General features: G+C 69.8%; 22 protein-coding genes and 1 pseudogene. 9 read left to right on the top strand and 14 right to left on the bottom strand.

The window, feature by feature from the left end:
• Positions 1–1,893: ATP-dependent Clp protease ATP-binding subunit (locus CCN44_RS16335; protein WP_086698062.1), on the top strand; the 1,893-nt coding region annotated here is incomplete at its 5' end.
• A 3-nt stretch (positions 1,894–1,896) separates the two neighbouring features.
• Here the strand turns inward: CCN44_RS16335 and ggt are convergent.
• Entirely contained in the window at positions 1,897–3,693 is a 1,797-nt protein-coding gene (ggt, locus tag CCN44_RS16330; protein WP_208639784.1) for a gamma-glutamyltransferase, read from the bottom strand.
• A gap of 107 nt (positions 3,694–3,800) precedes the next feature.
• Between ggt and CCN44_RS16325 the strand changes: the two genes are divergently transcribed.
• Together CCN44_RS16325 and CCN44_RS16320 are read left to right on the top strand one after the other, a co-directional pair.
• Positions 3,801–4,544, top strand: a complete 744-nt coding sequence (locus CCN44_RS16325; protein ID WP_086698061.1) for a hypothetical protein — start codon at positions 3,801–3,803, stop codon at positions 4,542–4,544.
• 107 nt (positions 4,545–4,651) lie between these two features.
• Complete coding sequence (locus tag CCN44_RS16320) at positions 4,652–6,217, top strand: CocE/NonD family hydrolase (protein WP_086698060.1); 1,566 nt, start codon at positions 4,652–4,654, stop codon at positions 6,215–6,217.
• A gap of 49 nt (positions 6,218–6,266) precedes the next feature.
• Here CCN44_RS16320 and CCN44_RS16315 read toward each other — a convergent pair whose 3' ends face one another.
• The 10 genes from CCN44_RS16315 to CCN44_RS46245 all read right to left on the bottom strand — a co-directional run bounded on the left by CCN44_RS16315 (position 6,267) and on the right by CCN44_RS46245 (position 16,992).
• Positions 6,267–7,145, bottom strand: a complete 879-nt coding sequence (locus CCN44_RS16315; protein ID WP_086698059.1) for an amino acid ABC transporter permease — start codon at positions 7,143–7,145, stop codon at positions 6,267–6,269.
• Positions 7,142–7,786 carry an amino acid ABC transporter permease gene (locus CCN44_RS16310; protein ID WP_059254096.1) on the bottom strand — a complete coding sequence of 215 codons (645 nt, stop codon included), beginning with the start codon at positions 7,784–7,786 and terminating at the stop codon, positions 7,142–7,144. Before CCN44_RS16310 ends, CCN44_RS16315 begins: the two co-directional genes overlap by 4 nt.
• 11 nt (positions 7,787–7,797) lie before the next feature.
• Positions 7,798–8,721 carry a glutamate ABC transporter substrate-binding protein gene (locus CCN44_RS16305; protein WP_086698058.1) on the bottom strand — a complete coding sequence of 308 codons (924 nt, stop codon included), beginning with the start codon at positions 8,719–8,721 and terminating at the stop codon, positions 7,798–7,800.
• Positions 8,722–8,738: 17 nt separating this feature from the next.
• Positions 8,739–9,482 (bottom strand): amino acid ABC transporter ATP-binding protein, encoded by a 744-nt coding sequence (locus CCN44_RS16300; protein WP_059254092.1) that lies wholly within the window; start codon positions 9,480–9,482, stop codon positions 8,739–8,741.
• A gap of 135 nt (positions 9,483–9,617) precedes the next feature.
• Complete coding sequence (locus CCN44_RS16295; protein WP_059254090.1) at positions 9,618–10,037, bottom strand: DUF6278 family protein; 420 nt, start codon at positions 10,035–10,037, stop codon at positions 9,618–9,620.
• A gap of 15 nt (positions 10,038–10,052) precedes the next feature.
• Positions 10,053–10,832 (bottom strand): exodeoxyribonuclease III, encoded by a 780-nt coding sequence (locus CCN44_RS16290; RefSeq protein WP_059254088.1) that lies wholly within the window; start codon positions 10,830–10,832, stop codon positions 10,053–10,055.
• Positions 10,833–10,867: 35 nt separating this feature from the next.
• Positions 10,868–11,503 carry an MBL fold metallo-hydrolase gene (locus tag CCN44_RS16285; protein ID WP_059254087.1) on the bottom strand — a complete coding sequence of 212 codons (636 nt, stop codon included), beginning with the start codon at positions 11,501–11,503 and terminating at the stop codon, positions 10,868–10,870.
• 38 nt (positions 11,504–11,541) lie between these two features.
• Positions 11,542–12,828 carry a bifunctional 3-oxoadipate enol-lactonase/4-carboxymuconolactone decarboxylase PcaDC gene (gene pcaDC / locus CCN44_RS16280; protein ID WP_086698057.1) on the bottom strand — a complete coding sequence of 429 codons (1,287 nt, stop codon included), beginning with the start codon at positions 12,826–12,828 and terminating at the stop codon, positions 11,542–11,544.
• Positions 12,829–13,314: 486 nt separating this feature from the next.
• Positions 13,315–14,490: a tyrosine-type recombinase/integrase gene (locus tag CCN44_RS16275; RefSeq protein WP_237480900.1), complete on the bottom strand. Its 1,176-nt coding sequence runs from the start codon at positions 14,488–14,490 to the stop codon at positions 13,315–13,317.
• 2,079 nt (positions 14,491–16,569) lie between these two features.
• On the bottom strand, positions 16,570–16,992 hold the full coding sequence (locus CCN44_RS46245; RefSeq protein WP_244203928.1) for a hypothetical protein: 423 nt from the start codon (positions 16,990–16,992) through the stop codon (positions 16,570–16,572).
• Between CCN44_RS46245 and CCN44_RS16265 the strand changes: the two genes are divergently transcribed.
• The gene (locus CCN44_RS16265; protein WP_404829632.1) at positions 16,891–17,244 is read left to right on the top strand and encodes a YcaO-like family protein; all 354 of its coding nucleotides are present in this window, start codon (positions 16,891–16,893) and stop codon (positions 17,242–17,244) included. The two genes, CCN44_RS46245 and CCN44_RS16265, sit on opposite strands and share 102 nt — an antisense overlap.
• A 15-nt stretch (positions 17,245–17,259) precedes the next feature.
• Here the strand turns inward: CCN44_RS16265 and CCN44_RS16260 are convergent, their stop codons facing one another.
• Positions 17,260–18,579 (bottom strand): MFS transporter, encoded by a 1,320-nt coding sequence (locus CCN44_RS16260; protein ID WP_086698071.1) that lies wholly within the window; start codon positions 18,577–18,579, stop codon positions 17,260–17,262.
• A 191-nt stretch (positions 18,580–18,770) separates the two neighbouring features.
• On the opposite strand from CCN44_RS16260, the pseudogene CCN44_RS16255 reads away from it, so the two are divergent.
• A pseudogene (locus tag CCN44_RS16255) lies at positions 18,771–19,627 on the top strand (IS5 family transposase).
• 118 nt (positions 19,628–19,745) lie between these two features.
• Here the strand turns inward: CCN44_RS16255 and CCN44_RS16250 are convergent.
• On the bottom strand, positions 19,746–20,138 hold the full coding sequence (locus CCN44_RS16250) for a phosphotransferase family protein (protein WP_086698053.1): 393 nt from the start codon (positions 20,136–20,138) through the stop codon (positions 19,746–19,748).
• A 62-nt stretch (positions 20,139–20,200) separates the two neighbouring features.
• On the opposite strand from CCN44_RS16250, the gene CCN44_RS16245 reads away from it, so the two are divergent.
• A complete protein-coding gene (locus CCN44_RS16245) occupies positions 20,201–21,217 on the top strand; it encodes an NAD-dependent epimerase/dehydratase family protein (protein ID WP_086698052.1) in 1,017 nt (338 codons plus the stop codon).
• Between the two features lies 1 nt (position 21,218).
• On the opposite strand, the gene CCN44_RS16240 is transcribed toward CCN44_RS16245, so the two are convergent.
• Positions 21,219–22,547: a DNA-binding protein gene (locus CCN44_RS16240; protein ID WP_237480904.1), complete on the bottom strand. Its 1,329-nt coding sequence runs from the start codon at positions 22,545–22,547 to the stop codon at positions 21,219–21,221.
• 438 nt (positions 22,548–22,985) lie between these two features.
• Between CCN44_RS16240 and CCN44_RS16235 the strand changes: the two genes are divergently transcribed.
• The 3 genes from CCN44_RS16235 (at position 22,986) to CCN44_RS16225 (ending at position 25,085) form a co-directional block, all read left to right on the top strand.
• Positions 22,986–23,384, top strand: a complete 399-nt coding sequence (locus CCN44_RS16235) for a hypothetical protein (RefSeq protein WP_143649795.1) — start codon at positions 22,986–22,988, stop codon at positions 23,382–23,384.
• Complete coding sequence (locus CCN44_RS16230; RefSeq protein WP_237480906.1) at positions 23,381–23,980, top strand: hypothetical protein; 600 nt, start codon at positions 23,381–23,383, stop codon at positions 23,978–23,980. Before CCN44_RS16235 ends, CCN44_RS16230 begins: the two co-directional genes overlap by 4 nt.
• 130 nt (positions 23,981–24,110) lie before the next feature.
• Complete coding sequence (locus CCN44_RS16225) at positions 24,111–25,085, top strand: D-alanine--D-alanine ligase family protein (RefSeq protein ID WP_086698050.1); 975 nt, start codon at positions 24,111–24,113, stop codon at positions 25,083–25,085.
• Positions 25,086–25,101: the final 16 nt, after the last annotated feature.

Here is a 25,101-nt window from a genome sequence, read left to right as displayed (position 1 = left end):
GAGATCGAGCAGACCATCGAGGTGCTGTCCCGGCGCGGCAAGAACAATCCGGTGCTGATCGGTGACGCGGGCGTCGGCAAGACGGCCATCGTGGAGGGCCTGGCCCAGCGGATCGCGGACGGGGACGTACCGGACGTCCTGGCGGGACGCCGGGTGGTGGCCCTGGACCTCACCGGGGTGGTGGCCGGCACCCGCTACCGGGGCGACTTCGAGGAGCGGCTCAACAACATCGTGGAGGAGATCCGCGCCCACTCCGACCGGCTGATCGTGTTCATCGACGAGCTGCACACCGTCGTCGGCGCCGGCTCCGGCGGCGAGGGCGGCGCGCTGGACGCCGGGAACATCCTCAAGCCCGCCCTCGCCCGCGGCGAGCTGCACATCGTGGGCGCGACCACGCTGGAGGAGTTCCGCCGGATCGAGAAGGACGCGGCGCTGGCCCGCCGGTTCCAGCCGGTCCTGGTGCCCGAGCCGACGGCCGAGGACACCATCGAGATCCTGCGCGGCCTGCGCGACCGGTACGAGGCCCACCACCAGGTCCGCTACACCGACGAGGCGCTGGTGGCCGCCGTGGAGCTGTCGGACCGGTATCTGACCGACCGACGGCTGCCGGACAAGGCGATCGACCTGATCGACCAGGCGGGCGCACGGGTCCGGCTGGGGGCCCGGACGAAGGGCACGGACGTGCGCGCGATGGAGCGCGAGACGGAGCAGCTGGTCCGGGACAAGGACCAGGCGGTCGCGGACGAGGACTACGAGCAGGCCAAACAGCTGCGCGACCGGATCACCGAGCTGAAGCAGCGGATCGCCGAGGCGTCCGGCGGCGACAAGGCCGACGAGGGGCAGGACCTGGCGGTGACGGCGGAGGCCATCGCCGAGGTGGTGTCCCGGCAGACGGGCATCCCGGTCAGCCGGCTGACCCAGGAGGAGAAGGAGCGGCTGCTCGGCCTGGAGGAGCACCTGCACCAGCGGGTGGTCGGCCAGGAGGAGGCGGTCTCCGTGGTGTCCGAGGCGGTGCTGCGCTCGCGCGCCGGGCTCGCCAGCCCCCACCGTCCGATCGGCAGCTTCCTCTTCCTCGGCCCGACCGGCGTCGGCAAGACGGAGCTGGCCCGGGCGCTGGCGGAGGCACTGTTCGGCAGCGAGGACCGCATGGTCCGGCTGGACATGAGCGAGTACCAGGAGCGGCACACCGTCTCCCGGCTGGTCGGCGCCCCGCCCGGGTACGTCGGCCACGAGGAGGCCGGCCAGCTCACCGAGGTGGTGCGCCGGCACCCGTACTCGCTGCTGCTGCTGGACGAGGTGGAGAAGGCGCACCCGGACGTCTTCAACATCCTGCTCCAGGTCCTGGACGACGGCCGGCTCACCGACTCCCAGGGCCGGACGGTGGACTTCACCAACACGGTCATCGTGATGACCAGCAACCTGGGCTCGGAGGTCATCACCCGGCGCGGCGCCGGGATCGGGTTCGGGCCGGGCGGCGCGGAGGCCGACGAGGAGGCGCGGCGCGAACAGGTGCTGCGACCGCTGCGCGAGCACTTCCGGCCGGAGTTCCTCAACCGGATCGACGAGATCGTGGTCTTCCGCCAGCTGACCGGCGACCAGCTGCGGCGGATCACCGAGCTGCTGCTGCAGACCACCCGGCGGCTGGTGGAGGGGCAGGGCGTCTCGGTGGAGTTCACCGGCGCGGCCGTCGACTGGCTGGCCGAGCGCGGCTACGAGCCGGAGTACGGCGCCCGGCCGCTGCGCCGCACCATCCAGCGGGAGGTGGACAACCAGCTGTCCCGGCTGCTGCTGAACGGCACGATCTCCGAGGGCAGCCGGGTGACGGTGGACGTGGCGGACGGGCGGCTGGACTTCCGCGCCGCGCAGGCGCAGCCGCCCGCCCCGGAGCTGTGAGGGCTACGGCGCCGGGTTCACCACCATCGCCGAGCCGCCGCCGCGTCGTACCTTCTCGGCGGCGGCCAGCCATTTCCCGCCGGGCAGCCGCTGCACCCCGGTCGCCGCGCCGATCTCCGGGTTCAGCTTGAAGCGGTGCCCGATGGCCTCCAGCCGCTTCCTCAGGTCGCCGTCGTACAGCGCGGGCTCCAGCTCGGTCTGGGCGGCGTTGCGCTGGCTGGCGCGGGGTGCGGCGATCGCGTCGACCAGCGGCAGGTGCCGGTCCAGGAATCCGGTGAGCGTCTGCAGCACGGTGGTGACGATGGTCGCGCCGCCGGGCGAGCCGAGCGCCACCACGGGCTTGCCGTGCCGGTCGAGGACGATGGTCGGGGAGATCGAGGAGCGCGGGCGCTTGCCCGGGCCGGGCAGGTTCGGGTCGTGCACGGCCGGGTTCGCCGGGGCGAAGGAGAAGTCGGTCAGCTCGTTGTTGAGCAGGAAGCCCCGGCCAGGGACGGTGATGCCGCTGCCGCCGGTCTGCTCGATGGTGAGCGTGTAGGCGACGACGTTGCCCCACTTGTCGGCCACGGTCAGGTGGGTGGTGTTCTCGCCCTCGTACGTCGTCGGTGCCGCCTTGCCGCCCCGGCCGCAGGGCACCGGGTGACGCGGGTCGCCCGGGGCGAGCGGGCTGCCGAGCACCGCGTCGTCCTTGATCAGGCAGGCCCGTGAGTCGGCGAACCGCTGGGACAGCAGCTGCCGCGTCGGTACGGACTCGAAGGCGGGGTCGCCGACCCAGCGCCCGCGGTCGGCGAAGGCGATCCGGCTGGCCTCGATGTAGCGGTGCAGGTAGCGCACCTCGCTCGCCTTCGACAGGTTCGTGTTCTCCAGGATGTTGAGCGCCTCGCCGACGGTGGTGCCGCCGGAGGAGGAGGGCGCGATGGAGTACACGTTCAGGCCGCGGTACGACGTCCTGGTGGGCGCCTGAAGTTCGACGCGGTAGCCGGCGAGGTCCTTCTCGGCCAGCTTGCCGGGGCGGGCCTTCCAGCCGGAGGCGGGGTCCACGGGCGGGTGTTCGACCGTCTCGACGATGTCGTCGGCGATGTCCCCGCGGTAGAGCGCGCCGACGCCCTTGCGGCCCAGCTCGGCGTAGGTGCGGGCGAGTTCCGGGTTCTTCAGGGTGGAGCCGACGACGGGCAGCTTGCCGCCCGGCAGGAACAGCTTCACCGTGTCGGGGAAGTAGCGGAACCGGGTCTCGTTGGCCGCGGTCTGCGCGCGGAAGGTCTCGTCCACCGTGAAGCCGTCGCGGGCGAGCCGCTCGGCGGGCCTCAGCAGCGTGCGGAGCCCTTTGCTGCCCCACTCGTCCAGCGCCTTCTGCCAGGTGGCGGGGGTGCCCGGGGTACCGACGCTCAGTCCGCTGGTGACGGCGTCGGCGAAGGGCAGCGGCTTGCCGTTCTCCGTGAACAGGTCGGCGTCGGCGCTGAGCGGTGCGGTCTCGCGCCCGTCGATGGTGTGCACCGTACGGGCCCTGGCGTCGTAGTAGACGAAGTAGCCGCCTCCGCCGATGCCGGAGGAGTAGGGCTCGGTGACGCCGAGTGCGGCGGCGGTGGCGACGGCCGCGTCCACCGCGTTGCCGCCGTTCTTCAGTACCTCGATACCGGCGGCGGAGGCGTCCGCGTCGACGCTGGCGACGGCGCCGCCGTAGCCGACGGCCACGGGAACCTTCCCCGCCGTCGCCTTCGTTGTCGCGGTGGGTGGCGCCGCCGCCCCCACCGACACCACGACGGCCGAGACCGCCAGGACAGCCAGCTTCCGCGTACCACCCATCCGAACCTCCCGTCGGAACAGTCCGCGCAGCGTAACCGGATTGCCGGTACTCCGACAGTACGCCGCGGCACGGTGGCCGTCGCCCGGGCCCGCTAGCATGCGCGGCCATGAACGACGACCTGCGCAACATCGTCCTGGGGGTGATAGCCGCCGGCATCTCCGCCGCGCTCGGCTGGGTCGCCCGTACGTATCTGTGGCGGCGCGGACTGCGGCGCAGGCAGGCCTTCTTCGGGCTGCCGGACCACTCGGAGTCGCTGCTGGTCGTCAACCGCAAGGCGGGCGGGCCGGAGCTGACGGTGATGCGGTACGACATGTTCGCGCTGCTGGAACTCGCCGCGCTGATCAAGGACTGCAACGCGCGCGTACAGATCGTGGCGCACGACGCCACCCAGCAGGGCTTCGGCGAGCGGACGGAGTTCTGCGTCGGCGGCCCCTACTCCAATCTCCGGATGGCGGCCCACCTCTCCTCGCTGCTGCCGGGCGTGCGGATGAACGTGGAGGCCGAGAGCGGTCCGGAGCTGGGCGCCCTGCGGATCGGCGCGGAGGAGTACCGCATGGAGCGCGGCCGGAGCGAGTACATGCTGCTCGCCCGGCTCACCGCCGACGGGCGGGAGGACGTCCGCCCGGTGTTCCTCTTCTGCGGCCAGCGCGCCATCACCAACCAGGCCGCCACCCGCTACCTCGCCCGCCACCACGAGCGGTTGGCCCGGAAGTACGGCGGCGGCTCCTTCGTCCTGCTGCTGAAGGTGGTCAACTCGCAGGCGTACGGCCCGGACGTGGTGGAGCTGGTGGCGGACGTGACGCGGGAGGCGCGGACGCCGCTGCCGGAGCCCGCCGTCACCACCGAGTGACACTTCAACAATCTTTACCCGTACGTAACTTACCGACGGGTTACTTGAGGTAAGAGCGCGCGGTTACCGTCGGGTCACTTTGTATACACGAATGAAGGAGTGACCCCATGGGACAAGGTCGCACCGCGCTGCGCACCTCCGCCGCCGCGGCCGTGTCGGCGGCGCTGCTCGCGGGCACCGTCGTCGGCGTGGCACCGGCCGCCCAGGCGGCCCCGGCCGTCCGGTTCGTCGACATCGCCGGCGACGGCGGCACCGTGCTGAAGGCCAACGTCCTCACGCCCCAGGGCGCCGACGGCAAGCGCGCCTACCCGCTCATCGTGCTGCCCACGAGTTGGGGCCTGCCCCAGGTGGAGTACCTGGCCCAGGCCCAGCGGCTGGCCGACGCCGGCTATGTGGTGCTCACCTACAACGTGCGCGGCTTCTGGCAGTCCGGCGGCCGGATAGAAGTGGCCGGCCCGCCCGACATAGCCGACGCCTCCCGGGTCATCGACTGGGCGCTCGCCCACACCCCCGCCGACCCGGAGCACATCGGCATGGCGGGGGTGTCCTACGGCGCCGGGATCAGCCTGCTCACCGCGGCGCACGACAAGCGGGTCAAGGCCGTGGCCGCGCTCAGCGGCTGGGCCGACCTGATCGACTCGATCTACTCGGGCCGCACCCAGCACCTCCAGGCGGCGGCCGTGCTGGACGGCGCGGCCACCCTCACCGGCCGCGAGAGCCCCGAACTGCGACAGATCTTCGACAACCTGTACTCCTCGAACCTGACGAAGGAACAGGAGATGATCGACTGGGGGCGGAAACGTTCCGCCACGACCTATGTCGACCAGCTGAACAAGAACGGCGCCGCCGTCATGCTGGCCAACGCCTGGGGCGACACGGTCTTCCCGGTGAACCAGTACGCCTCCTTCTACGAGAAGCTGACCGTCCCCAAGCGGCTCCAGCTGCGCCCGGGCGACCACGCGACCCCCGAGCTGACCGGCCTGTTCGGGCTGCCCAACGACGTGTGGACGGACACCCGGCGCTGGTTCGACCACTACCTGAGGGGCGCCGACAACGGCGTCGAGCGCGAGCAGCCGGTCCGGCTGAAGTCCCGTAACGCGGGGGGATACGAGGGCTACCCGGACTGGAAGTCGGTCACCGCGACCCGGAAGAAGATCGCACTGGCGGGCTCCACCACCATCCGCGCGAACGTCGACTCCGGCGCGGACGGCGGGATCGTGTTCCTCTCCAGCATCCTGGACCAGGTCGCCCAGCTCCCGCCCGTCGCGTCGCTGCCGCTGCTGCCGCGCCGCTGGGCGGCCGTGTGGCAGTCGGAGCGGTACGGCAGCGCGCAGCGGGTGCGCGGCACCACCACCCTGCACACCACGCTCACCCCGACCGCGGAGAGCGGCACGCTCGTCGCCCACCTGTACGACGTGGGCCCGCTCGGCTTCGGCAAGCTGGTCACCCACGCGCCCTACACCTGGCACGGGCGGACGCCCGGCGCACCGTTCGCCGTCAACCTGGAGCTGTTCTCCACGGCCTACGACGTCCCCGCCGGGCACCGCCTCGCGCTGGTGGTCGACACGGTCGACCCGCTCTACGCCGAGCACAACCCGTCCGGCGCGCAGCTGACCTTCTCCTCGCCCGCGGACGACCCGTCGTACGTGTCCGTCCCGCTCGGCGAGCAGTGATCTCCGGCTGCCGCCGGACGAGCAGGGCCCGCGTGAACTGCCGCCCCCCTTACGGTCTCGGGGCCGTGGGGGGCACCCCACCCGGCAGCAGCGCCCCCGGCCCGGGTGTGGCGACCGCCACCCCCTTGGTCTTGGGGCTGCGCCGCTCACGCCGGGACACCCAGTCGGCGAACCACGAGAGCAGCATGCACATCCCGATGTAGATCGGCGAGATCACCATCACCACAGGGATGAACGGCAAATCGTAGTCGAGATCGGAGGCGATGAGTTTCCCGGCATGGAGGAACTCCTCGTAGGTGATGAGAAAGCCGAGGGAGGTGTCCTTCAGGGCGACCACCAGCTGGCTGATGATGGCGGGCAGCATGGCGCGCACCGCCTGCGGGACGAGGACGTGCGCCATGACCTGCGTCTTGCGCATGCCGAGCGCGAACGCGGCCTCCCGCTGGCCGCGTTCGACGGCGTTCACGCCCGAGCGGAAGACCTCGGCGAGCACCGAGCCGTTGTAGAGGGTGAGTCCGGCGACCAGCGCGGGCAGCGGCTGCACCCGCAGCGCCACGAAGATGAAGAAGATCATCACCAGGACGGGCATCGCGCGGAAGAACTCCACGACGAGCGTGGCGAGCCAGCGCACCGGCCGGTGGTCCGACAGCCGGCCGGTGGCCAGCAGCCCGCCGAGCGCGAGCGAGAGGACGGCCGCGATGGCGAAGGCCTTCAGGGTGTTGCCGAGACCGCGCAGCAGCAGTTCCTGAATGCCCTGGTAGGCGAACGGCATCCACTTGGTGGAGGTGAACTGGCCGGTGTCGAACAGCAGGTACAGGATCCAGGCGAGCAGCGCGAGGATGACGACGGTGGACAGGGCGCCGTAGAGGGCGTGCCGCCGGCGGGTGCGCGGGCCCGGGAGGTCGTAGAGCGCGGTGGCCTCGGTCATCGGGGCACCCCCCAGGTCCGTTCCAGCGCGTGGAACAGGGCGCTGATGGCGAGCGTGATGACCAGATAGCCGGCGGCGATCCAGACGAACGTCCAGATGATGTTGTAGCCGAGTTCGTTGAGCGTCTTGTACGTGCCGAGGAGTTCGGTCACGCTGAACGCGCCCGCGATGGCCGAGTTCTTGGCGAGCGCGATGAGGGTGGAGCCGACGGGCGGGATCACGGACCGGAACGCCTGCGGCAGCACCACCAGCGACAGGGTCTGCCCGAAGGACATCCCGAGGCTGCGGGCCGCCTCCCCCTGCCCCTTGGGCACGGTGTTGATGCCGGAGCGCAGCGCCTCGCAGACGAACGCCGAGGTGTAGCAGCCGAGGGCGAGGACCGCGAACACCTGGAAGGGCAGCACCAGTCCGAACCGGGGCAGGCCGAGCAGCACCGCGAAGAAGAGCAGGGTGAGCGGGGTGTTGCGCAGCACGGTGACCCAGGCTGTGCCGAACACCCGCAGCGAGCCGACGGGCGCCACCCGGAAGGAGGCCATCAGGAAGCCCAGGGCGAGGGCCAGGAGGGAGGCGTAGACGGTCAGTTCGAGGGTGCCGAGGAAACCGGCGCCGTAGGTCGAGAAGTTGTCTGTCAGTACGTTCATGCCGTCCTCGGTCAGCTCGCCGGGTAGCGGTCGATGGCGGGCGGCTGGGGTGCGGGCACACCGGACAGGCCGAGCGTGGCGTCGTACGCCTTCTTCCAGTCGCCGTTCTTCTCGCGGGCCGCCAGCGCGTCGTCGAGCGCGAAGCGCAGGGCGTTGTCGCCGTGCGGGACGCCGATGCCGTAGGGCTCCTCGGAGAAGGGCTTGCCGACGACCTTCAGTTCGCCGGGGGCCTTGGCCGCGTAGCCGATCAGGATGGCGTCGTCGGTGGTGACCGCCTCGACCTGGTAGGTGAGGAGGTTGTCGACGCAGACCGAGTAGGTGTCGTAGGCGACCAGGACCGCCTTCGGGTAGTCGGCCTTGATGCGCTGGTACGGCGTGGAACCGGCCGCGGAGCAGACGCGTTTGCCGGGGAGGTCCTGGGGGCCGTGGATGTCGTGCTCGTCGGTGCGTACGAGGAGGGACTGGCCGGCCAGGTAGTAGGGGCCGGCGAAGCCGACGAGCTTCTTGCGGTTCGCGTTGATGGTGTAGGTGCCGACGTAGTAGTCGATCTGGCCGTTCTGCAGGGCGGTCTCGCGGTTGGCGGAGGCGATGGTGCGGAAGCGGATCGTCTTCGGCGGGAGGCCGAGGGAGGCGGACATCATCTTGGCGATCTCGATGTCGAAGCCGGAGTAGGTGCCGGTGGCCGGGTCCTTCTCGCCGAGGTAGGGCTGGTCCTCCTTGACGCCGACGACGAAGTGGCCGCGTTTCTTCGCCCGGGTCCAGGTCCGGGAGGCGGGCAGCCGGAAGCCCTCGGCCACCTGGTAGTGCGGGAGTCTCTCGGCCGCCGGGCCCTTGCTGGGCGGGCTGCCCTCCTTGCCGCAGGCGGCGGCGAGGCCGGCCAGCAGTCCGGCGAGGACGGCGCACAGGGCGCGGGGCGCGCGGGTGGTACGGAACACGGGTCGCACTCCCCCGGTCAGTGCTTGAGGATCTTGGAGAGGAAGTCCTTGGCGCGGTCGCTGCTCGGGGCGGTGAAGAACTCGTCCGGGCTGCGGTCCTCGACGATCCGGCCGTCGGCCATGAAGACGACACGGTTGGCGGAGGCGCGGGCGAAGCCCATCTCGTGGGTGACGACGACCATGGTCATGCCGTCCCGGGCGAGCTGCCGCATCACCTCGAGCACCTCGTTGATCATCTCGGGGTCGAGGGCGGAGGTGGGTTCGTCGAAGAGCATCGCCTTGGGTTCCATGGCCAGCGCGCGGGCGATGGCGACGCGCTGCTGCTGGCCGCCGGAGAGCTGGGCCGGGTACTTGTCGGCCTGGTCGAGCAGGCCCACGCGGTCGAGGAGTTCGCGGGAGCGGCGGTCGGCGTCGTCCCGTTTCCGCTTGCGGACCTTGACCTGGGCGAGCGAGACGTTCTGCAGGACCGTCCGGTGGGCGAAGAGGTTGAAGGACTGGAAGACCATGCCGACCTCGGCCCGGAGCCGGGCGAGCGCCTTGCCCTCCGCGGGCAGCGGCTGCCCGTCGAGGGTGATAGTGCCGGACTCGATGGTCTCCAGCCGGTTGATCGTCCGGCACAGCGTCGACTTGCCCGATCCGGAGGGGCCGATGACCACGACCACCTCCCCCTTGCCGACGGTCAGGTCGATGTCCCGCAGGACGTGCAGCTCCCCGTAGTACTTGTTGACGTTCCGCAGTTCGATCAACGGATCGACGGCCATCCGCAGCCCTACTCACTCTCAGCTGTGTCGTGGTTGCCGCAACCTATCCAGACGCCAGCGGAGTTGACGGGCGACACGCACCTTCCGGGCAATAGCCGTATTTACGCCAATGGGGGGATCGGGGAGCCGCCGGTGTCAGGTCTCGGCGATCTCCGCGTACAGCTGGGACAGCTCGGGGGCCCCGTTCGCCGCCCACTCCTGCCCGGCCGGCACCACCTCCACCGTCCGGCCGGAGGCGAGCCGTACGACGGGCTCGCCGTCGGGCGTCAGCTGCCAGGCGGCGCCGGGTACGGTGCGCACCACGACCGTGCCCAGGTACAGCCCGGCGTCATGGCCCAGCGCGGGCAGGGTCTCGGGGTCGTCCCGCCAGCGCGGGACCAGCTGGTCCAGGGCCTCCAGGGAGGCCGGGGTGCCGTCGAGGCGGACGCCCGCCAGGTCCGCCTGCGCGCGGAGCAGCTCGCACTCGGCCAGCAGCGCGGCGACCGCCTCGGGGGCGGCGGGCGGCGCCGCGTCACCGCTCTTCACGCGCCGCGGGCCCAGGAACGGAAGGTGCATGGACCCAGCGTGGCATCACACGTCCAGGTCGACCACCACCGGCGCGTGGTCGGAGGCCCCCTTGCCCTTGCGCTCCTCGCGGTCGACGTAGGCGTCCTTGACGGCCTGCGCGAACGGCTCGTTGCCGTACACCAGGTCGATGCGCATGCCGCGGTTCTTCGGGAAGCAGAGCTGGCGGTAGTCCCAGTACGTGAACGGGTGGTCGTACTTCAGCGGGCGCGGCACGATGTCGTCCAGGCCCGCCTCGCGCAGGCCGGCCAGGGCGGCGCGCTCGGCCGGGGTGACGTGGGTGGAGCCCTCGAAGGCGGCCGGGTCGTAGACGTCGTCGTCCGTCGGTGCCACGTTGTAGTCGCCCAGCACGGCGAACGGGCGGCTGCCCTGCGCGTCGCCGTACACGGCCGCCTTCAGGGCCTCGAACCACTGGAGCTTGTACGCGTAGTGCGGGTGGCCCACCTCGCGGCCGTTCGGCACGTACACCGACCAGACGCGGACCGGGCCGCAGGTCGCCGAGATGGCGCGCGGCTCGGTCAGGCCGTCGTAGCCGGGGTCGCCGGGCAGGCCCTTGACCACGTCCTCCAGACCGACGCGGGAGAGCACCGCCACCCCGTTCCACCGGCCGGTCGCGTGGACCGCGGCCTCGTAGCCCAGCTCGCGCAGTTCCTCGAACGGGAACTGCTCCTCGGCGATCTTGGCCTCCTGGAGGCAGAGCACGTCGGTGCCGCTGCTCTCCAGCCAGGCCAGCAGACGGGGGAGGCGGGCGGTGATCGAGTTCACGTTCCAGGTAGCGATGCGCATGCCTCACAACCTACCCGGAGCCACTGACAACGGGCTCAGACCTCGGTCCACGCCCCCGGCGTCAGCCGCTGGTGGTCCGCGCCGCCGAGGCGGCCGAGGTGGCCGTCGTAGATCGGCCGGGCGAGGTCGGTGAGCAGGGCGTCGTGGACGTCGTAGGCGCGCCGCGGTCCGACCTCGCGGACGTAGTCGATGACCTCGGAGATCTTGTTCCAGGGGGCCATCACCGGCACCAGCAGCGTCTCCACCGGGCGGTCGGGGACGGTGAGGGCGTCGCCGGGGTGGAAGACCGTACCGCCGTCGATCAGGTAGCCGACGTTGGTGACGCGCGGGATGTCCGGGTGGATCACCGCGTGCAGCTCGCCGTGGACCTGGACGTCGAAGCCGGCGGCGGTGAAGGTGTCGCCGTGGCCCACGGTGTGCACGCGGCCCGGGAAGGCCGCCGTGATCCGGTCGGCGACGGACCGCAGCGTCCAGATGCGGGCGGCCGGGTTGTTCTCCATGGCGGCCCGCAGCCGGAACTCGTCGAAGTGGTCCGGGTGCTCGTGCGTGACCAGGATCGCGTCCGCGCCGAGGGCGGCGTCCTCCTCGGAGAACCCGCCCGGATCGATGACGAGCGTCTGCCCCTCCTTCTCGAGCCGGACGCAGGCATGGGACTTCTTCGTCAGCTTCATGGCTCCCCATCCTGCCGCCTGCGGCCGTCTCGCGGGCGCTACTCGGCGGGCGTGGTCTCCTCCCGGATCACCTGCTGGGCCACCCGGAACGCGCTGTTCGCGGCCGGCACCCCGCAGTAGACGGCCGCCTGGAGCAGCACTTCCTTGATCTCGACCGGGGTGAGCCCGTTGCGCAGGGCCGCCCGGGTGTGGAAGGCCAGCTCCTCCAGGTGGCCGCCCGCGACCAGCGCGGTGAGCGTGATGCAGCTGCGGGTGCGGCGGTCCAGGCCCGGCCGGTCCCAGATCTCGCCCCAGGCGTAGCGGGTGATGAACTCCTGGAAGTCCCCGGAGAACTCGTCGGCCTGCGCCAGCGCCCGGTCCACGTGGGCGTCGCCGAGCACCTCGCGGCGGATCTTCAGCCCCGTCTCGTACCGGTCCGGGGGCCCGGCGGGCGGTGCCGGTACGGCCGCGGGGGCGATCTCGGCGACCGGCGCGGGCTGCGGCGCGGCCGGCACGGGGACGGCGGGGGCGGCCGGCAGGACGGTCTGGCCGGTGTCGAAGGGCTGCTGCCAGGCGGTGCTGAAGTGGTGGACGAGCAGGTCGGTGACGGCGGCGGGCTGCTCCACCGGCACCAGGTGGGAGGCGCCGGGGACGACCGCGAGCCGGGCGTCCGGGATGCCGGCGACCAGGGTGCGGGCCTCGGCGGGGCCGGTGACCTGGTCGTCGGAGCCGACCAGCACCAGGGTCGGCACCCCGACCCGGCCCAGCTCGGGCCGGACGTCGAAGGCGGCGAGGGCCTCGCAGGCGGCGATGTAGCAGCCCGGGTCGGTGGTGCGGACCATCTGCACGGCCCACTCGGTGATCGCGGGCTGCGCGGCGGCGAACCCGCCGGTGAACCAGCGGTCGGGCGCGGTCCGGGCGATCGGGTCGAGCCCGTTGGTGCGTACGACCACCCCGCGCTGCCGGAACTCGTCGGCGGTGCCGAACCGGGGGGAGGCCGCGACCAGCGCGAGGGAGGCGACCCGCGCGGGGTGGCGCAGGGCCAGCTCGATGCCGATCGCGCCGCCCAGCGCACAGCCCGCGTAGCCGAACCGCTGCACGCCGAGCGCGTCCAGCGTGGCCAGCAGCCGGGCGGTCAGCTCGGCGACCGAACCCGCCGGGTGGGCCGGGGCGCCGCCGTGGCCGGGCAGATCGAACCGGAAGACCCGCCACTGCTCGGCCAGCTCCGGCACCTGGCGGTCCCACATGTGCCATGTGGTACCCAGGGAGGGACCCAAGATCAGGACGGGAGCCTCTTCTGGCCCGTCAAAGCGGTATTGCAGGGTGTTCGACGGTGTCTCACTCACGCCTCAGACCCTCTCACGTCTCACAAAATCTCACAGAGCCCGGGGAACCCGCCGGCTCTTGACCCTCTCGGCGCGGCACGTCCGACACTGCCGGAACCCTCGAGCATCCCAGATACGAGTCCTCCGGCGTGTACGCGTGGCCGCTTGGACCGTGCGTCCTCCTGGATCGCGCGCTCTCCCAGTCCCTGCGCCGCAAAGCTTCCTTCTTCGGCATGGCTTCCAGGTGGTCCGGGTTGCAGCAAAGCGTAAATTGCCGTCCCCAAGGATCGGCACGACGCACCTGGAAGCCCTCCGGAATCTCACCGACCAACAACCTGAACACCACACGGTGGACAAGCTGTGTCTCTCCCTCATAGGAGACCTGGCCGTAGCCTGACTGCCCCTCGTTGCAGCTACCGGTCTACAGCCAGCAGCCGGTCTCCGGGTCCACCTCGATCTTGGCTGCCATGCAGCTGGGCAGGTCGCTCGGTCGGTAGGCCGCCCGGCTCACGCTTGCCCCTCCGTCGCAGCACCGTGCAGGCCATCCCACGTTGTGGCGGCTTCGCGAAGGTCTTCGACGTCCGGCTTCACGTACCACTTCTTGGTGGTCTTCACATTCGTGTGTCCGGCCCACCGCGCAAGGATGTGATCCGGCACGCCGTTGTTGGCCAGAAACGTGAGGCACGACGAACGAGCGTCGTAGAGACGGACTCGGCGGAGACCGAGGATTTCCATGAGCCGATACGCGCGTCGACGGAGCTGCTTGATCGTGAAGGCTGCTCCGGTCTCGTGCACCAAGACGTAGCCGGACTCTGCGTATGCCTCACCCAGGGCCAGCTTCTCCTTGGCCTGGAGGGCCTTGAACGACTTGAGAGCAGCCAGCACCGGAGCCGGCAACGGAAGGTCCCGTTCACCGGCCAGGGACTTGGTGTCCTTCTCCACCACGTACCGATTGCCCATCATCGTCCGTGTGTTGGCTATGGTGATCGTGGCGTTGTCCAGATCGACGTCTTCCCACCGGAGTCCGCAGACTTCAGCCGGACGTAGACCCATGAGGGACAGCAGGAGCGGGGCGTAGAGCCGTTCTTCGCTGACGCCACGGACGAACGTCTGAACCTCCAGGACGTTCCAGGGCTTCACCTCCTGCTTGTTCTTCCTCTCTTCCTTGCGTGCTCTGCGCGGAATGGTCACGTGCTGGGCGACATTTATGGGCACCAGCCGACGCGTCACGGCTCGGTTCAGAGCGTCCTTCAGCCGAGCAAGGCTCATGTCCACGCTGGTCACTCCGAGCGGAGTGCCGGCCTTTCCACCGCGTACGCGCCCGTGCTTCAGAGCCCAGTGCATCCACCCTTCTACGTCCTCTTCAGTGAGCTCCTGAAGACGGATGCTGCCCAACTTCCCCCGCACCCGGTCCAGGGTGATGCGGTAGTTGTAAATAGTGGTTTCTTCCAAGTCGTCAGCCTTCATGGCCAGCCACTGGTCGAGCCACTCATTCACGGTGAGCTTATTTGGCGGTGCGAGCGTCCCTTCCTGGTGACGGTTGGTGATGCGGGCATACTCGGCCTTCGCTTCCTTCAGCGTGCCGAATGTACGAGTTAGCTGCTTGCGCTTCCCGGTGGTGGGGTCGATGCCTATATCGACCACGAACCGGTACCGGATCTGCCCCTTCGTGTTCGGCGGCAACTTCTTGATCGGGTCGGACAGGGTTAATCACTCTCCTTAAGGCCGTAAAATTCCACATTGATGGAGGGCCGCAACGCCTCAGGGAAGGGACGCCGCGGCCTCAAGGCGCCAGCAGACGGTGCCGTTCTCTACTAGTTGCGGCGCCATTTGCTGCATCCGCTACTGCTCCACCGCCAAGCGCAGCCGCATGCGGACGCCCTCAAATGGTCATCACGATTGCCGGTTTGGCTAACCGGCGATCGTGGTCTATGTTCCGCGCCCGCACAGGCAATCTCGTTAGTGGACGAAGTTCAGGAGACCAGCCAGTACGACGGAGACGGGGCGTCGCGCCGTCCGTCACTGGCACCGGGGAGCCCATCGCGGTGAGCCGGTCGAGGTTTGCCTGCCACGACGCGCTCGGGAGCAACAGCGGTCCCGGCGACGTGTTCGGGTTGCGGCTCCAGGGCGTGCCGCCATGTGGGCGAGGTTCCTCGACCCCGGCGGTAGCCAGCTTTGCTGCAAGTCCTCGCCGAACAGCCCGCCTACATACACGCAGAGAGGCAACGCCTTGGAGACGGCCCGTAGTTCTTTCACTGTGCGGTCCGCGCGTTCCTGGCGCCAGGCCGTTGGGAAGGGTGCAACGAGTAAGTCGGAGAGTGGCCTTCGGCAGGTGGGACTCCTTGGATCGGGGCCTCGGCGAGAAGGCCGAGGAGCGTGAGCTGATGTACCGGCTGCCGTCATGGCCGACCTGTCTGTTGGTCGACCCGGAGACCTAAGCCCCTTGCTGACCTGGTATTTTCCCGGACGTTTTAGGTTGACATGGTCTCGGAGCAGGTTCCAGTCCTTCGGGGCTATTTCTCGTCTGCCGAGGGCGAATCCGCCGCCCTGGAGACGCCCCGCGCAGCGACTGCTGTGACTCGGGTTATCCGGCTCGGAGTATCGGAGCCGGTTACGTGTTCCTTGCCAGGAAGCGCACTGGGCGACAGAGCGGGATCAACAACGCCAGATTCCACGCCGACTCGGCGGAAGCATCGCTGTCTTTCAGCGAACGGGCGCTGCGGATTTCAGGACAGCAGCGGGTGGGAGCCGCTCATTACCTCCTGGTGTCTTTGCGGCACTACCTACTGCGTCCGCTACGACTCCACCGCCAAGCACAGCCGCTGCGAACACCCTCAATGGTCTTCACGATCCTCGGTTTGGCTAACCGGCGATCGTGGTCTATGTTGTGCGCCCGCAGGTTCACGGACCCTTCCTAACGGACGAAACGCAAGGGACCAGCCGGCACTACCAGAGGCCCGGGTCCCACTGGCCGTCACGAGCGCCAGGGGCCGGTCGGGCCGGTCGAGGTTTGCGGGTCAGGGTGCGGCTCCGCGGTGTGTCGCGATGTGCGCGAGGACCAGTCGGTCCGGGCGGTAGCCGCGTTGCAACACGCCTCGTCGAACAGCTCGGCCGCACAGACGCAGAGACACAGCGCCAGGAAGAGCGCCCCGTAGCCCTCTCGCTCCTGTGCGGTCCACACGTTCAGGTGCCAAGTGCCAAGCGGAAGGGAGTGGTGAAACGGGCGGGTCGGAGAGCCGCATTCGACAGGTGGTATTCCTTGGGTCGGGGCCTCTGCGATGAGGCCGGGCAGCATGAGGTGCGCCGGCTGCCGTCACAGCCGACCTGTCTGTTGGTTTGCCCGGAAGCCCGAACCCCTCTGCTGGCCTGGTGCTGTCCGGGACGTTGTACGTTGACATGGTCCCGGAGCAGGTTCCAGTCCTTCGGGGCTCTTTCTCGTCTGCCGTGGGCGAATGCTGTCCGCTGTCATCGAACCCAGGCGGCGACGATCCTTGCCATCCAACCGAGTCGTCCCAGGTCAGCCCTGTCTGAGCCACCTATTCAGCACGACGGGCTTTGACAGCGAGCCCAGTCCGCGCAGGTCGGAGGCGTTGACCGGACTGGGTTCGCTGTCAACGGACAAATCCGCCTCAGGCACCGGCATGCGGTGGTTGCGGTATCTCGGCCTCCCCTACATGGAGCAGTCTTCTGGCGTACGCACGCGGCGCCTGCTTGGCCTGGCGGCTGTGGGACCACGGCAGCGAGGGAGCACGACCAGGAGCTTCAGAAACTGAGGACCTCGGTGAGCTGAGCACGCGGCCGACCGGTGAGAGCGTTGCGCAGCGCCTCGGCCCGGGTTTGTACCAGCCCGGTACGGAATCCGGTGGGGAGTTCGTTCCACACGTCGGTCGCCATGTCGGCGGCGCCTTGGGGGTCCTTGTCGATGCGCAGGCATTGGGCGTGGTCGAGTGCCAGGAGGGCTCGGGTCATGACGGAGGGTGAGTCGGTGAGGGCGAGGTGTGGCACGCCGAGCGCGCCATCCCGGACGCCTCCGTGCCGCAGGCTCCCGCCTGCGCCCTCCACCTCCCCTATGCGGTAACCGACTTGGAACAGCACCAGGAAAGCCTCCTGACCCACCGTGTGCTCCTCGACTGGATCCCCGCCCGCCCCGTGGCCGATGGCGCCGAGACGCTCGTGCCAGAGCACGCGGTACGGCTGGGCCGCACGGTCCACAACGACTGGCGCCTGCACCTGCCCAGCGCCTCCACCAACGGTCTGGCATCCGGAAACACCCGCGCCGAGGCGATCGTGCACGGCCCGTGCGAGGTGATCGAGCGCGACGTCCTGTCCGCCCTGACCGGCCCGGGCCTACTGGGACCTGCCCACAGATGCTGGCCTCGACGTGCGCGATGCCGAAGCCCGCGACCGGGGCCTGCGCAGCTTCGTCGCCGCCATTGAGACCGCCCGCACCTTCTACCTCGGCGCCGTCACCAGCACCGCAGCCTCCGCTTCCGCTTCAGCGGGGGCGAGCGTCAACGCCCTCACCTGACTCAGCATCAACGGCACGAACATGGCCGCCACGATGGCGGCGGCCCCGGCCGCGAGCGTCGCCCGCAGCCCGAACAGCGCGCTCACCGGCCCGGCCGCCACATACCCCAGCGGCACCGGCAGCACCTGGCCCAACGTGGAGTACGACAGGATGCGGCTGAGCCGTTCCTTCGGGATGCGCTCCTGGAGCAGGCTCGACCACACGGTCATGCTCACCGACAGCCCCGTCCCGGCGGCGCAGGTACTGACCGCCAGGACCGCGAGCGGCAGGGTGAGGGCCATGGCCGCCAGGGGCAGCGACATCGCCCCCGTTCCCACGCACACCACCACACCGACCCGGGACGGCTTCCACATCAGGGCCATGGCAGCGCCGAGCACCAGGCCGCCGGTGAACGCGCTGACCACCAGGCCCCATGCCGCCGCACCGCCCAGATAGCGATCCCCGTAGACCGGTCCGAGCATCTGGTAGCCGACCAGCCACACCGGCACGACCACCGCGCCCTGAAGCACCATCACCCACAGCCAGCTCCGGGCCCAGAAGTCGTCCCACCCGTCCTTGAGGTCGCGCACGAACCCGGTACGGAGCTTCGTCCGGGCGGGCGCTAGGTCGAGACGGGCGAAAAGGACGGCCGCCGCGGCGAACGTCGCGGCGTACCAGCCGATCACCCAGCTCGGACCGAAAGCGGCAACCAGCGCGCCACCCACGGCGGGCCCGGCGACCTTGACCGAGTTCTGGCCGATCTTGAGCAGTGCGTTCGCCTGGTACCGCATCTCACCCGGCACCACCTCCACCACGACACCGCCGGCGGCCGGGGCGAAGAAGGCTCCCGCCGCGCCGCACAGCGCGGAGATCGCCACCAGATGCCACACCCGCGCCGACCCGGCCCACAGCAGGACGGCCGCGACCCCCTCGGCCGCGGCGCACAGGACGTTCTTCCACACCATCACCCGGGCGCGCGAGAACCGGTCGGCGACCACACCGCCGATCAGCAGGAGCAGGATCTGCGGCACCACCCCGGCCGCGAGGACCAAGCCGAGGCCCGAGGCGCCTGCGCCGAGGCCCAGGACCGCGAAGGCAAGGCCGACAGGGGCCACAGCCGAACCGGTCCAGGAGAGCATCCGCGCCGTGAAATGCAGCCGGAACGGGCGGATGGCGAGAGGCGCGCACGCCTCCGTGGTTCTCGTACGCAGCGGTATGCGCGGAACCGGTGCCGAAGCGCTGTTCCGACTCGGCAACCACGGCATGCGCATGATCCAACTCCGCCCAGCAAGCACAAGACCCGGCACCAGAACGGCACCGGGACAGGCGCAAACCCTAGGGCACCACGAAGATCATGTGTCGCCGATACACCACAAAGCCCATACTCCTCATGGCGCATTTCGGCCACGCGCTGCCTAAGGCGTGTCTCTTTGATGGGCTGAGCAGTTGATCGGATGTGTCTGTCCGGTTGGTGATCAGTGAGCGATGTGGGACCGGATCGAGCCGTTGATGCCGGCCGATCCGGTCCGTGGGCGACGGTGGGCGGATCACCGCCGCACGATCGAGGCCATCGCGTGGAAGTACCGCACCTGCTCGCCCTGGCGCGACCTGCCCGCAGAGCTCGGCTCGTTCAAGACCGCGCACAAGCGACTGCTGCGGTGGGCGGTCGACGGGACGTGGGAGAACATCTTCGCCGCTGTCCTGGCCGCGGCGGACGCCGACGACGACATCGGCTGGACCGCCTCGGTGGATTCCACCGTCTGCCGGGCCCACCAGCACGCCGCCGGAGCCCGCAAAGGGTGAACTGGCCCATGCAGAGCCCGCCGACCACGCCCTCGGACGCTCCCGCGGTGGCCTGAGCACCAAGGTCCACCTGGCCAGCGACCTCCACGCCCGGCCCCTGGCCATCACGGTCACCGCCGGACAGGCAGGCGACGCACCGGCGTTCACCGCTGTGATGGCCGCACTCCGCGTGCCTCGCAGCGGGCGTGGGCGTCCCCGCACCAGACCGGACGTGGTGATCGCGGACCGGGCCTACTCCTCCCGCGCGATCCGCTCCCACCTGCGCGAGCGGCATATCCGGGCGGTCATCCCGCAGCCCTTGGACCAGACCCGCAACCGGCTGCGACGCGGCCCGCGTGGCGGCCGGCCACCGGGCTTCGACGCCGATGCCTACAAGCAGCGAAACACCGTCGAGCGATGCATCAACCGCCTGAAACAGTGGCGCGGCATAGCGATGCGCACCGACAAACTCGCCATCGCCTACAAGCCGCACTCCACCTCGCCGCCATCCTCATCTGGGCCCGCAGATGACCAAAGAGACAGAACCTAGCCCGGCCGTCGTATCGGACGCCCAATGCGGCCCGGCCTGGAGGACCGGGCGAAGGGTCCGCGTTGCGGGGTCAGGCGGCGCGGACGAAGCGGCACGGCACTACATGATCCTTTTCCAGTGCCAGGGGCGCGGCTCTGCCCGGCCACGCAGGCAGTCGACGCGGTACTGGGCCTCTGCCCGCCACTCGGGGCGCGTGGCCGCGTGCTGGGCCGCGTAGGTCGTCATGCGCAACTCGTGAGCCCCGGCGAGGAGTTCGTACCCCTCCCACTCGGTGACGTCTGTTCCATCGGCCCCACAGAACTCGGCGTACTCGGCAGGAGTGACTGCGCCGGTGGTGGTCATCGCGATGGCGGTGGACACGAGATCCCATTCCGGCGGACCGACGGGGGCCCTCTCGAAGTCCAGCAATACCGGCCCACCTGCCGTGCGTACGACGTTGCCGACCCAGGCGTCACCGTGCACGACACACTCAGGCAGGGCACAAGCAGCCAACCGCTGGCTGAGAGTTGCCCCGCACTGGCCTGTGGTCCTCGCCTTCGGGCAGGATCGCGGCCATGAGGATTCTGGTCATCGGTGGAACCTGGTTCCTGGGGAAGTTCATTGCGGAGGGAGCGCTCGCGCGAGGGTGGTCTGTAACCACCTTCAATCGCGGGCGTTCCGGCCAGGACGTGGAAGGCGTACAGCCAGTACACGGGGACCGAACCGTCCGCGAAGACCTGCAACGCCTTGCCCAGCAGGGGCCGTGGGACGCCGTAGTCGACACGTCCAGTTCCGACTTCCCGCCCCGGGATGTCCTGCTGGCCGCGACCACTCTCCGCGATGTGGCTCGCCGCTGGGTCCACATCTCGACTGTGTCCGTCTACCAGGGGTGGCCACATCAGCCGCTCAATGACGCCTCCCCCGTCCTGGACTGCCCGGCCGACGCAGACGAGTCGTACGGATACACCGGCGAGGACGGGAGCCCCACGGTCTACGGATTCCAGAAGGCTGGTGGGGAACGCGCTGTGTCCGAGGCCTTCGGCGACGCCGCAGTGTTCCTGCGGCCCGGGGTCATCCTGGGCCCCGGGGAGTACGTCGGCCGACTCCCGTGGTGGCTGACCCGGGCCAAGCGGGGCGGGAAGATCCTCGCTCCCGCGCCGAGCGGGCAGCGCATTCAGCCGGTCGACGTCCGCGACGTCGCGGAGTTCGCCCTCGACCAGGCCGCGAGCGACACGAGCGGCAGCTACAACGTCACCCACCCAGACGGCATCACCTTCGAAGGCTTCATCGGCGAATGCCTCTCCGTCACCGGCGGGGCCGGAAAGCCGGTATGGGTGGCGCCGGACGTCCTGGTCGACCACGGCATTGCTCAGTGGACCGAGCTGCCGCTGTGGCGTACGCACGCCGGTGTCTGGGCGGTTGACTCCAGCCGGGCGGTCGCCGCGGGGCTGCGGTGCCGGCCGATCGCGGAAACGGTCCGCGACACCTGGGCCTGGCTCGCAGCCGATGGGCGTCCCGTGGACCACCCGAGGTGGGCAGAGCACGGGATCGCCCCGGAGAAGGAAGCGAAGATCCTCGCTTCTCTGGCCTGACTCAGGCTTCCAGCTGAAGCAGCACGGACCGGTCGCCGAGCTGACGCCTGTTCGCTGCGCTGGTGAAGTCCTCCAGGCGGTCGCGCAGTTCGCGCGGCAGTACGGCCGCACGGAAGGCCGGCCGTGCAAGGAAGTGCTGGATCTGCCTAGTCCTCACGAGTACGCCGGTTACGCGCTGGTCCGCCGGGATGTTCCACAGCGGGGTCAGCGCCTCGGCAGCGCTCTCCACGTCATCGGCGAGCAGCCGGGCCATGGCCAGGTCGGCGGCAGCACCGCCGAGGACGTGAGCGGATCGGGCTTCCGCCGGCTTCTGCTGGATGAGGTGGAGAGCCCGACGTGCTGCTTGCTCGGCGTGGTCTGCCTGCTCGATGAGGAGGGCCGTGGAGCTGCTGGACATGGCCAGTCGTTCCGGTGTGAAGCCGAACTCACCGCCGACCCCGTCGTGCAGGTCGTCGCGCGCCCCGCTCTCGATCTCCTCGGACAACCGGACTGTGCGGAGGGCGGTCTCGTAGTCGCCGAGGTACCCGTGCGCGCGGGCCTCGATCGCGAGCAGCCGTCGGCGAGCGACGTCGCCGAGGCCGCCGTACGTCTGTGCCCGCCGGGCCTTGCTGACGGCCTCACCGGGCTCGCCCGTGAAGTAGGCGACGTAGGCAAGGATGCCATCGGCGTACGCCCGCAACGGCTCGAAGCGGGCGGTTTCTCCGTACAGGTCGGCAGCGCGAGCCAGCCGGGTAGCAGCGGGGAAGACGCCGAGGTCGAAGGCGGAAGCGGCGAGCAAGGCCATGGTCTGGCCGCTCAGTACCAGCAGCCGCTGTTTCTGAACTGGTACCTCCGTCTGGTCGCGTCGGAGCGCGAGTTCGCCCCGGAGCTTCTGGCCCCTTCTGAAGGCCTCGTACGGTGCGATGGAGTCGTAGTCGCGCGCGAGCTCCATCACGTCGTCAGTGAGTTGGTCGAGGGTGGTGTCGGAGACGGATGCCGCGGCTGCTGCGCTGGCTTCGTCCTGGGCGTCGCGGGCGGTCATGTTGATTTCTTGCTCCAGGTTGAACGCGGGTGCCTTCGGATCTGCGGGCTGAGGCGGCGGCGCGAACAGGTCTGCGACGCTCCGGCCGAGCATGGCCTTCAGCACGCGGCGGGTGTCCGGGGACAGCGAATCGGGATTGACGTCCCCGGCTCTCCAGCGGCGGACGGTTCTTTCACTGCACGTCGGGTTGTCGGGGCCCTTCTGCACGACCTCGTCAGCTATGTGGTCGAACAGCTTGATGAACTCGGGGACGCCCAAGCCGCGCTTATCGCAAAGCTGCTTCAGGAGCGTCTCGGGTGGTGCACTCACGTCGTCCCCCAGTCCTCGAGCCAGGCCTGTCGGCGGTCCGCCTGCGGATCGATCCCTTCGCACGAAGGGGATACCGCCGTTCTTCTCCAGTGCAACACATCTGTGCAGGACGGCACTTGAGTGGCCGCCAGCTGACCGTTGGCCGCGTGACGGCCACTCAAATGGCACCCCGCTGACATGGCGGTGGCACCCCGAACGGGACGACGCTGATCAACACCCTCGCTGACAGTGCACGTCCGAGCGCAATCGTGAACCAGGGAGCCCCCCGTGAACCCCCCGACGCAGCGCATCCCACTCCCCACCAGTCAAGCGACCGAATCCGGAACGGCGCCAGCCGACGCGGGTCAAGGTGCTGCGGCCGTCGCGTCCGTGATCGCTCTCCCCCTCCGGGAGGAAGAGAAGGAGCCGGCACGCTCCCGGTGGAGCTGGAGCACATCGTTGACGGCGAACGAGGACGCGCATCGCAACGCGCGACTTCGCGTTCGTCCTGCCCTTCACGTCGCCAACTGGCCCGGGAACAGCGACGCCGCGACGCGCCTGGCGAGCGTGCTCGTGGGCAACGCGGCAGCACACGCCGAATCCATGAGCGACGGCAAGGTTCCGCTGCGACTGGTGGAACTCCCGACCGGTGAACTCGCCATCGAGGTGGACGACGGCACACCGGAGTTCCCCAATGCCGAGAAGGCCCTCGCGGAAGCCAAGACGGGGAGCGGCCTTTGGTGGGTGAGCCACTACCGAGCGCGACTGTCCTGGGACGTCTTGAGAGACGACAGCGACCAGGTGGTGGGCAAAACCGTGCAGGTCATTCTCCCCATGGCGTGGGGTGAGTCCGTGTGACCAGGTCGCCGCTTGCCCAGCGTACGGTCACCCCGGACCGAAAACTCCCGGCGGCGCAGGCTGCCAAGTTCGACCCCGTGGGCGTCACGCTCACGCCCGAGGACGTTGCCCCGGACATGGGGGACTTGGCCACCCGCGTGAGGAACATTCTGGACTTCCAGAGAGGGCGACTTGTCCAGCTCCCCCTGGGGGGCAACCTGTTCGACGTCGTGATCACCGCGAGCGGGCCTGCCGCCCTGGAAGCGGTCCGCAGCATGGACCTGGTCCAGCGCGGCACCGACGTGGAGGGCCCGGTCGACGCCTGCGGCCCCGTCATCGAAGACCCGGAACGCGGCTGCCTGATCTGGCTCGTACCTCCCGGTACGAGCCAGAGGTGGGAGCCGCACCGGTTCGGCGTGTGCCTCGGGCGCCCCCATCAGATCGTTCTGCCGGCGATGAAGCACTCGGAACCGCCTGGGGCGTATTGGCTGCGGCCCTGCCGCGGCGACCGGCTCGTACCCCCGATCCCACTTCGAGAGCTGCTGTCCAATCACCAGCCCGGCCCCATCCCCCACGAGGCGCTTCCCGAGGTAGCGGTGCTGGGGGCGGCCTTCTGACTCCCGCGCGCGGCGGCTGACCGTCACGCGCCGCCGCGCGCGGGCTTCCACTCCCTGCCGCCGAGGTGTTCCCCCGCTCGGCGGCAGGGTCACGACCGCAGGGCACCACAGTGACCAGACGGAGACCTCCATGCGTATTGCCCCCCTCGACCCAGCCGACATCAGAGATCCCATCGCGGTGATCACCGGCGGATGGTCCCGCGAAAAGGATCGCTCCTGGCTGTCAGGCAACACCGTTGCCGAGGCACTGTCCGAGATGGGGGTCAAAACCCTCGTCTTAGACCTCGCAGACAACCGCGACACGCTCCTCGAAGGCCTCGCCGAAGCCTCGAAAGCCTTCCTGGCCATCGCAGGCCGGGGCGCGGAGGACGGCCGCCTCCAGGGCCTGCTGGAAACCCTCGACATCCCCTACACCGGATCGGGCGTGCTGGCCTCCGCCATCGGCATGAACAAGATCACCGCCAAGACCGTGGTGTCAGCCGCCGGCGTACGAGTTCCCCGCGGAACCCGAATCGACCCGACCGCGACCGCTGAGGACGAGAGCCTGCGCGTCAGCCGCATGCTGGAGCTGCCCGTGATGGTCAAGCCGGTCAGTGAAGGCGGGTCAATCGGGCTCCAGGTCGCTCCCACGGTGGACAGCCTCGCTCAGGCGCTCATCGATGTCGCCGACGGGGAGCTGATGGCCGAGGCGTTCATTCCGGGGCGGGCGGTGAGCGTCGGCGTCCTGGAAGACCAGCTCGGCGTCGTGCACGTCCTGCCGGCGCTGGAAGCTCGGACGCCGAACGGCATCTACTCCTACGCCGCGAAGCGCGGCGACGCCGAGTGCGACTACCACTGTCCAGCCCGGGTCAGCCCCGACACGCTGGCGGACCTTCAGCGCCAGGCGGCGGCTGCGCACTGCGCCCTGTACTGCCACTCGTACTCCCGGCACGACTTCGTCGTCGGCGACGATGGCCGCGCCTGGTGGCTGGAGATCAACACACTGCCCGGCCTGTCGCGGGCCGGAAACCTGGCCCGCATGGCGCTCGCCGACGGCATCCCGTACGAGCTGCTGTTGACCCACATCCTGCGCGGCGCGGACATCGACCGCCGTACGCGCCCGTGAGGACCCGAGAGGCCCA

It is taken from the genome of Streptomyces tricolor, assembly GCF_002155905.1.
GTDB lineage: Bacteria > Actinomycetota > Actinomycetes > Streptomycetales > Streptomycetaceae > Streptomyces > Streptomyces tricolor.
The sequence above is the reverse complement of the archived record's forward strand: the minus strand, read 5'-3'. Positions and strand labels throughout refer to the sequence as shown.

Coding starts and splice junctions, on each gene's coding strand:
- ggt (WP_208639784.1), bottom strand. CDS start 3,693: ATGGGTGGTACGCGGAAGCTGGCTGTCCTGGCGGTCTCGGCCGTCGTG.
- CCN44_RS16315 (WP_086698059.1), bottom strand. CDS start 7,145: ATGACCGAGGCCACCGCGCTCTACGACCTCCCGGGCCCGCGCACCCGC.
- CCN44_RS16310 (WP_059254096.1), bottom strand. CDS start 7,786: ATGAACGTACTGACAGACAACTTCTCGACCTACGGCGCCGGTTTCCTC.
- CCN44_RS16245 (WP_086698052.1), top strand. CDS start 20,201: ATGAGGATTCTGGTCATCGGTGGAACCTGGTTCCTGGGGAAGTTCATT.
- CCN44_RS16290 (WP_059254088.1), bottom strand. CDS start 10,832: ATGCGCATCGCTACCTGGAACGTGAACTCGATCACCGCCCGCCTCCCC.
- CCN44_RS16260 (WP_086698071.1), bottom strand. CDS start 18,579: ATGCCGTGGTTGCCGAGTCGGAACAGCGCTTCGGCACCGGTTCCGCGC.
- CCN44_RS16295 (WP_059254090.1), bottom strand. CDS start 10,037: ATGCACCTTCCGTTCCTGGGCCCGCGGCGCGTGAAGAGCGGTGACGCG.
- CCN44_RS16320 (WP_086698060.1), top strand. CDS start 4,652: ATGGGACAAGGTCGCACCGCGCTGCGCACCTCCGCCGCCGCGGCCGTG.
- CCN44_RS16300 (WP_059254092.1), bottom strand. CDS start 9,482: ATGGCCGTCGATCCGTTGATCGAACTGCGGAACGTCAACAAGTACTAC.
- CCN44_RS16285 (WP_059254087.1), bottom strand. CDS start 11,503: ATGAAGCTGACGAAGAAGTCCCATGCCTGCGTCCGGCTCGAGAAGGAG.
- CCN44_RS16325 (WP_086698061.1), top strand. CDS start 3,801: ATGAACGACGACCTGCGCAACATCGTCCTGGGGGTGATAGCCGCCGGC.
- CCN44_RS16225 (WP_086698050.1), top strand. CDS start 24,111: ATGCGTATTGCCCCCCTCGACCCAGCCGACATCAGAGATCCCATCGCG.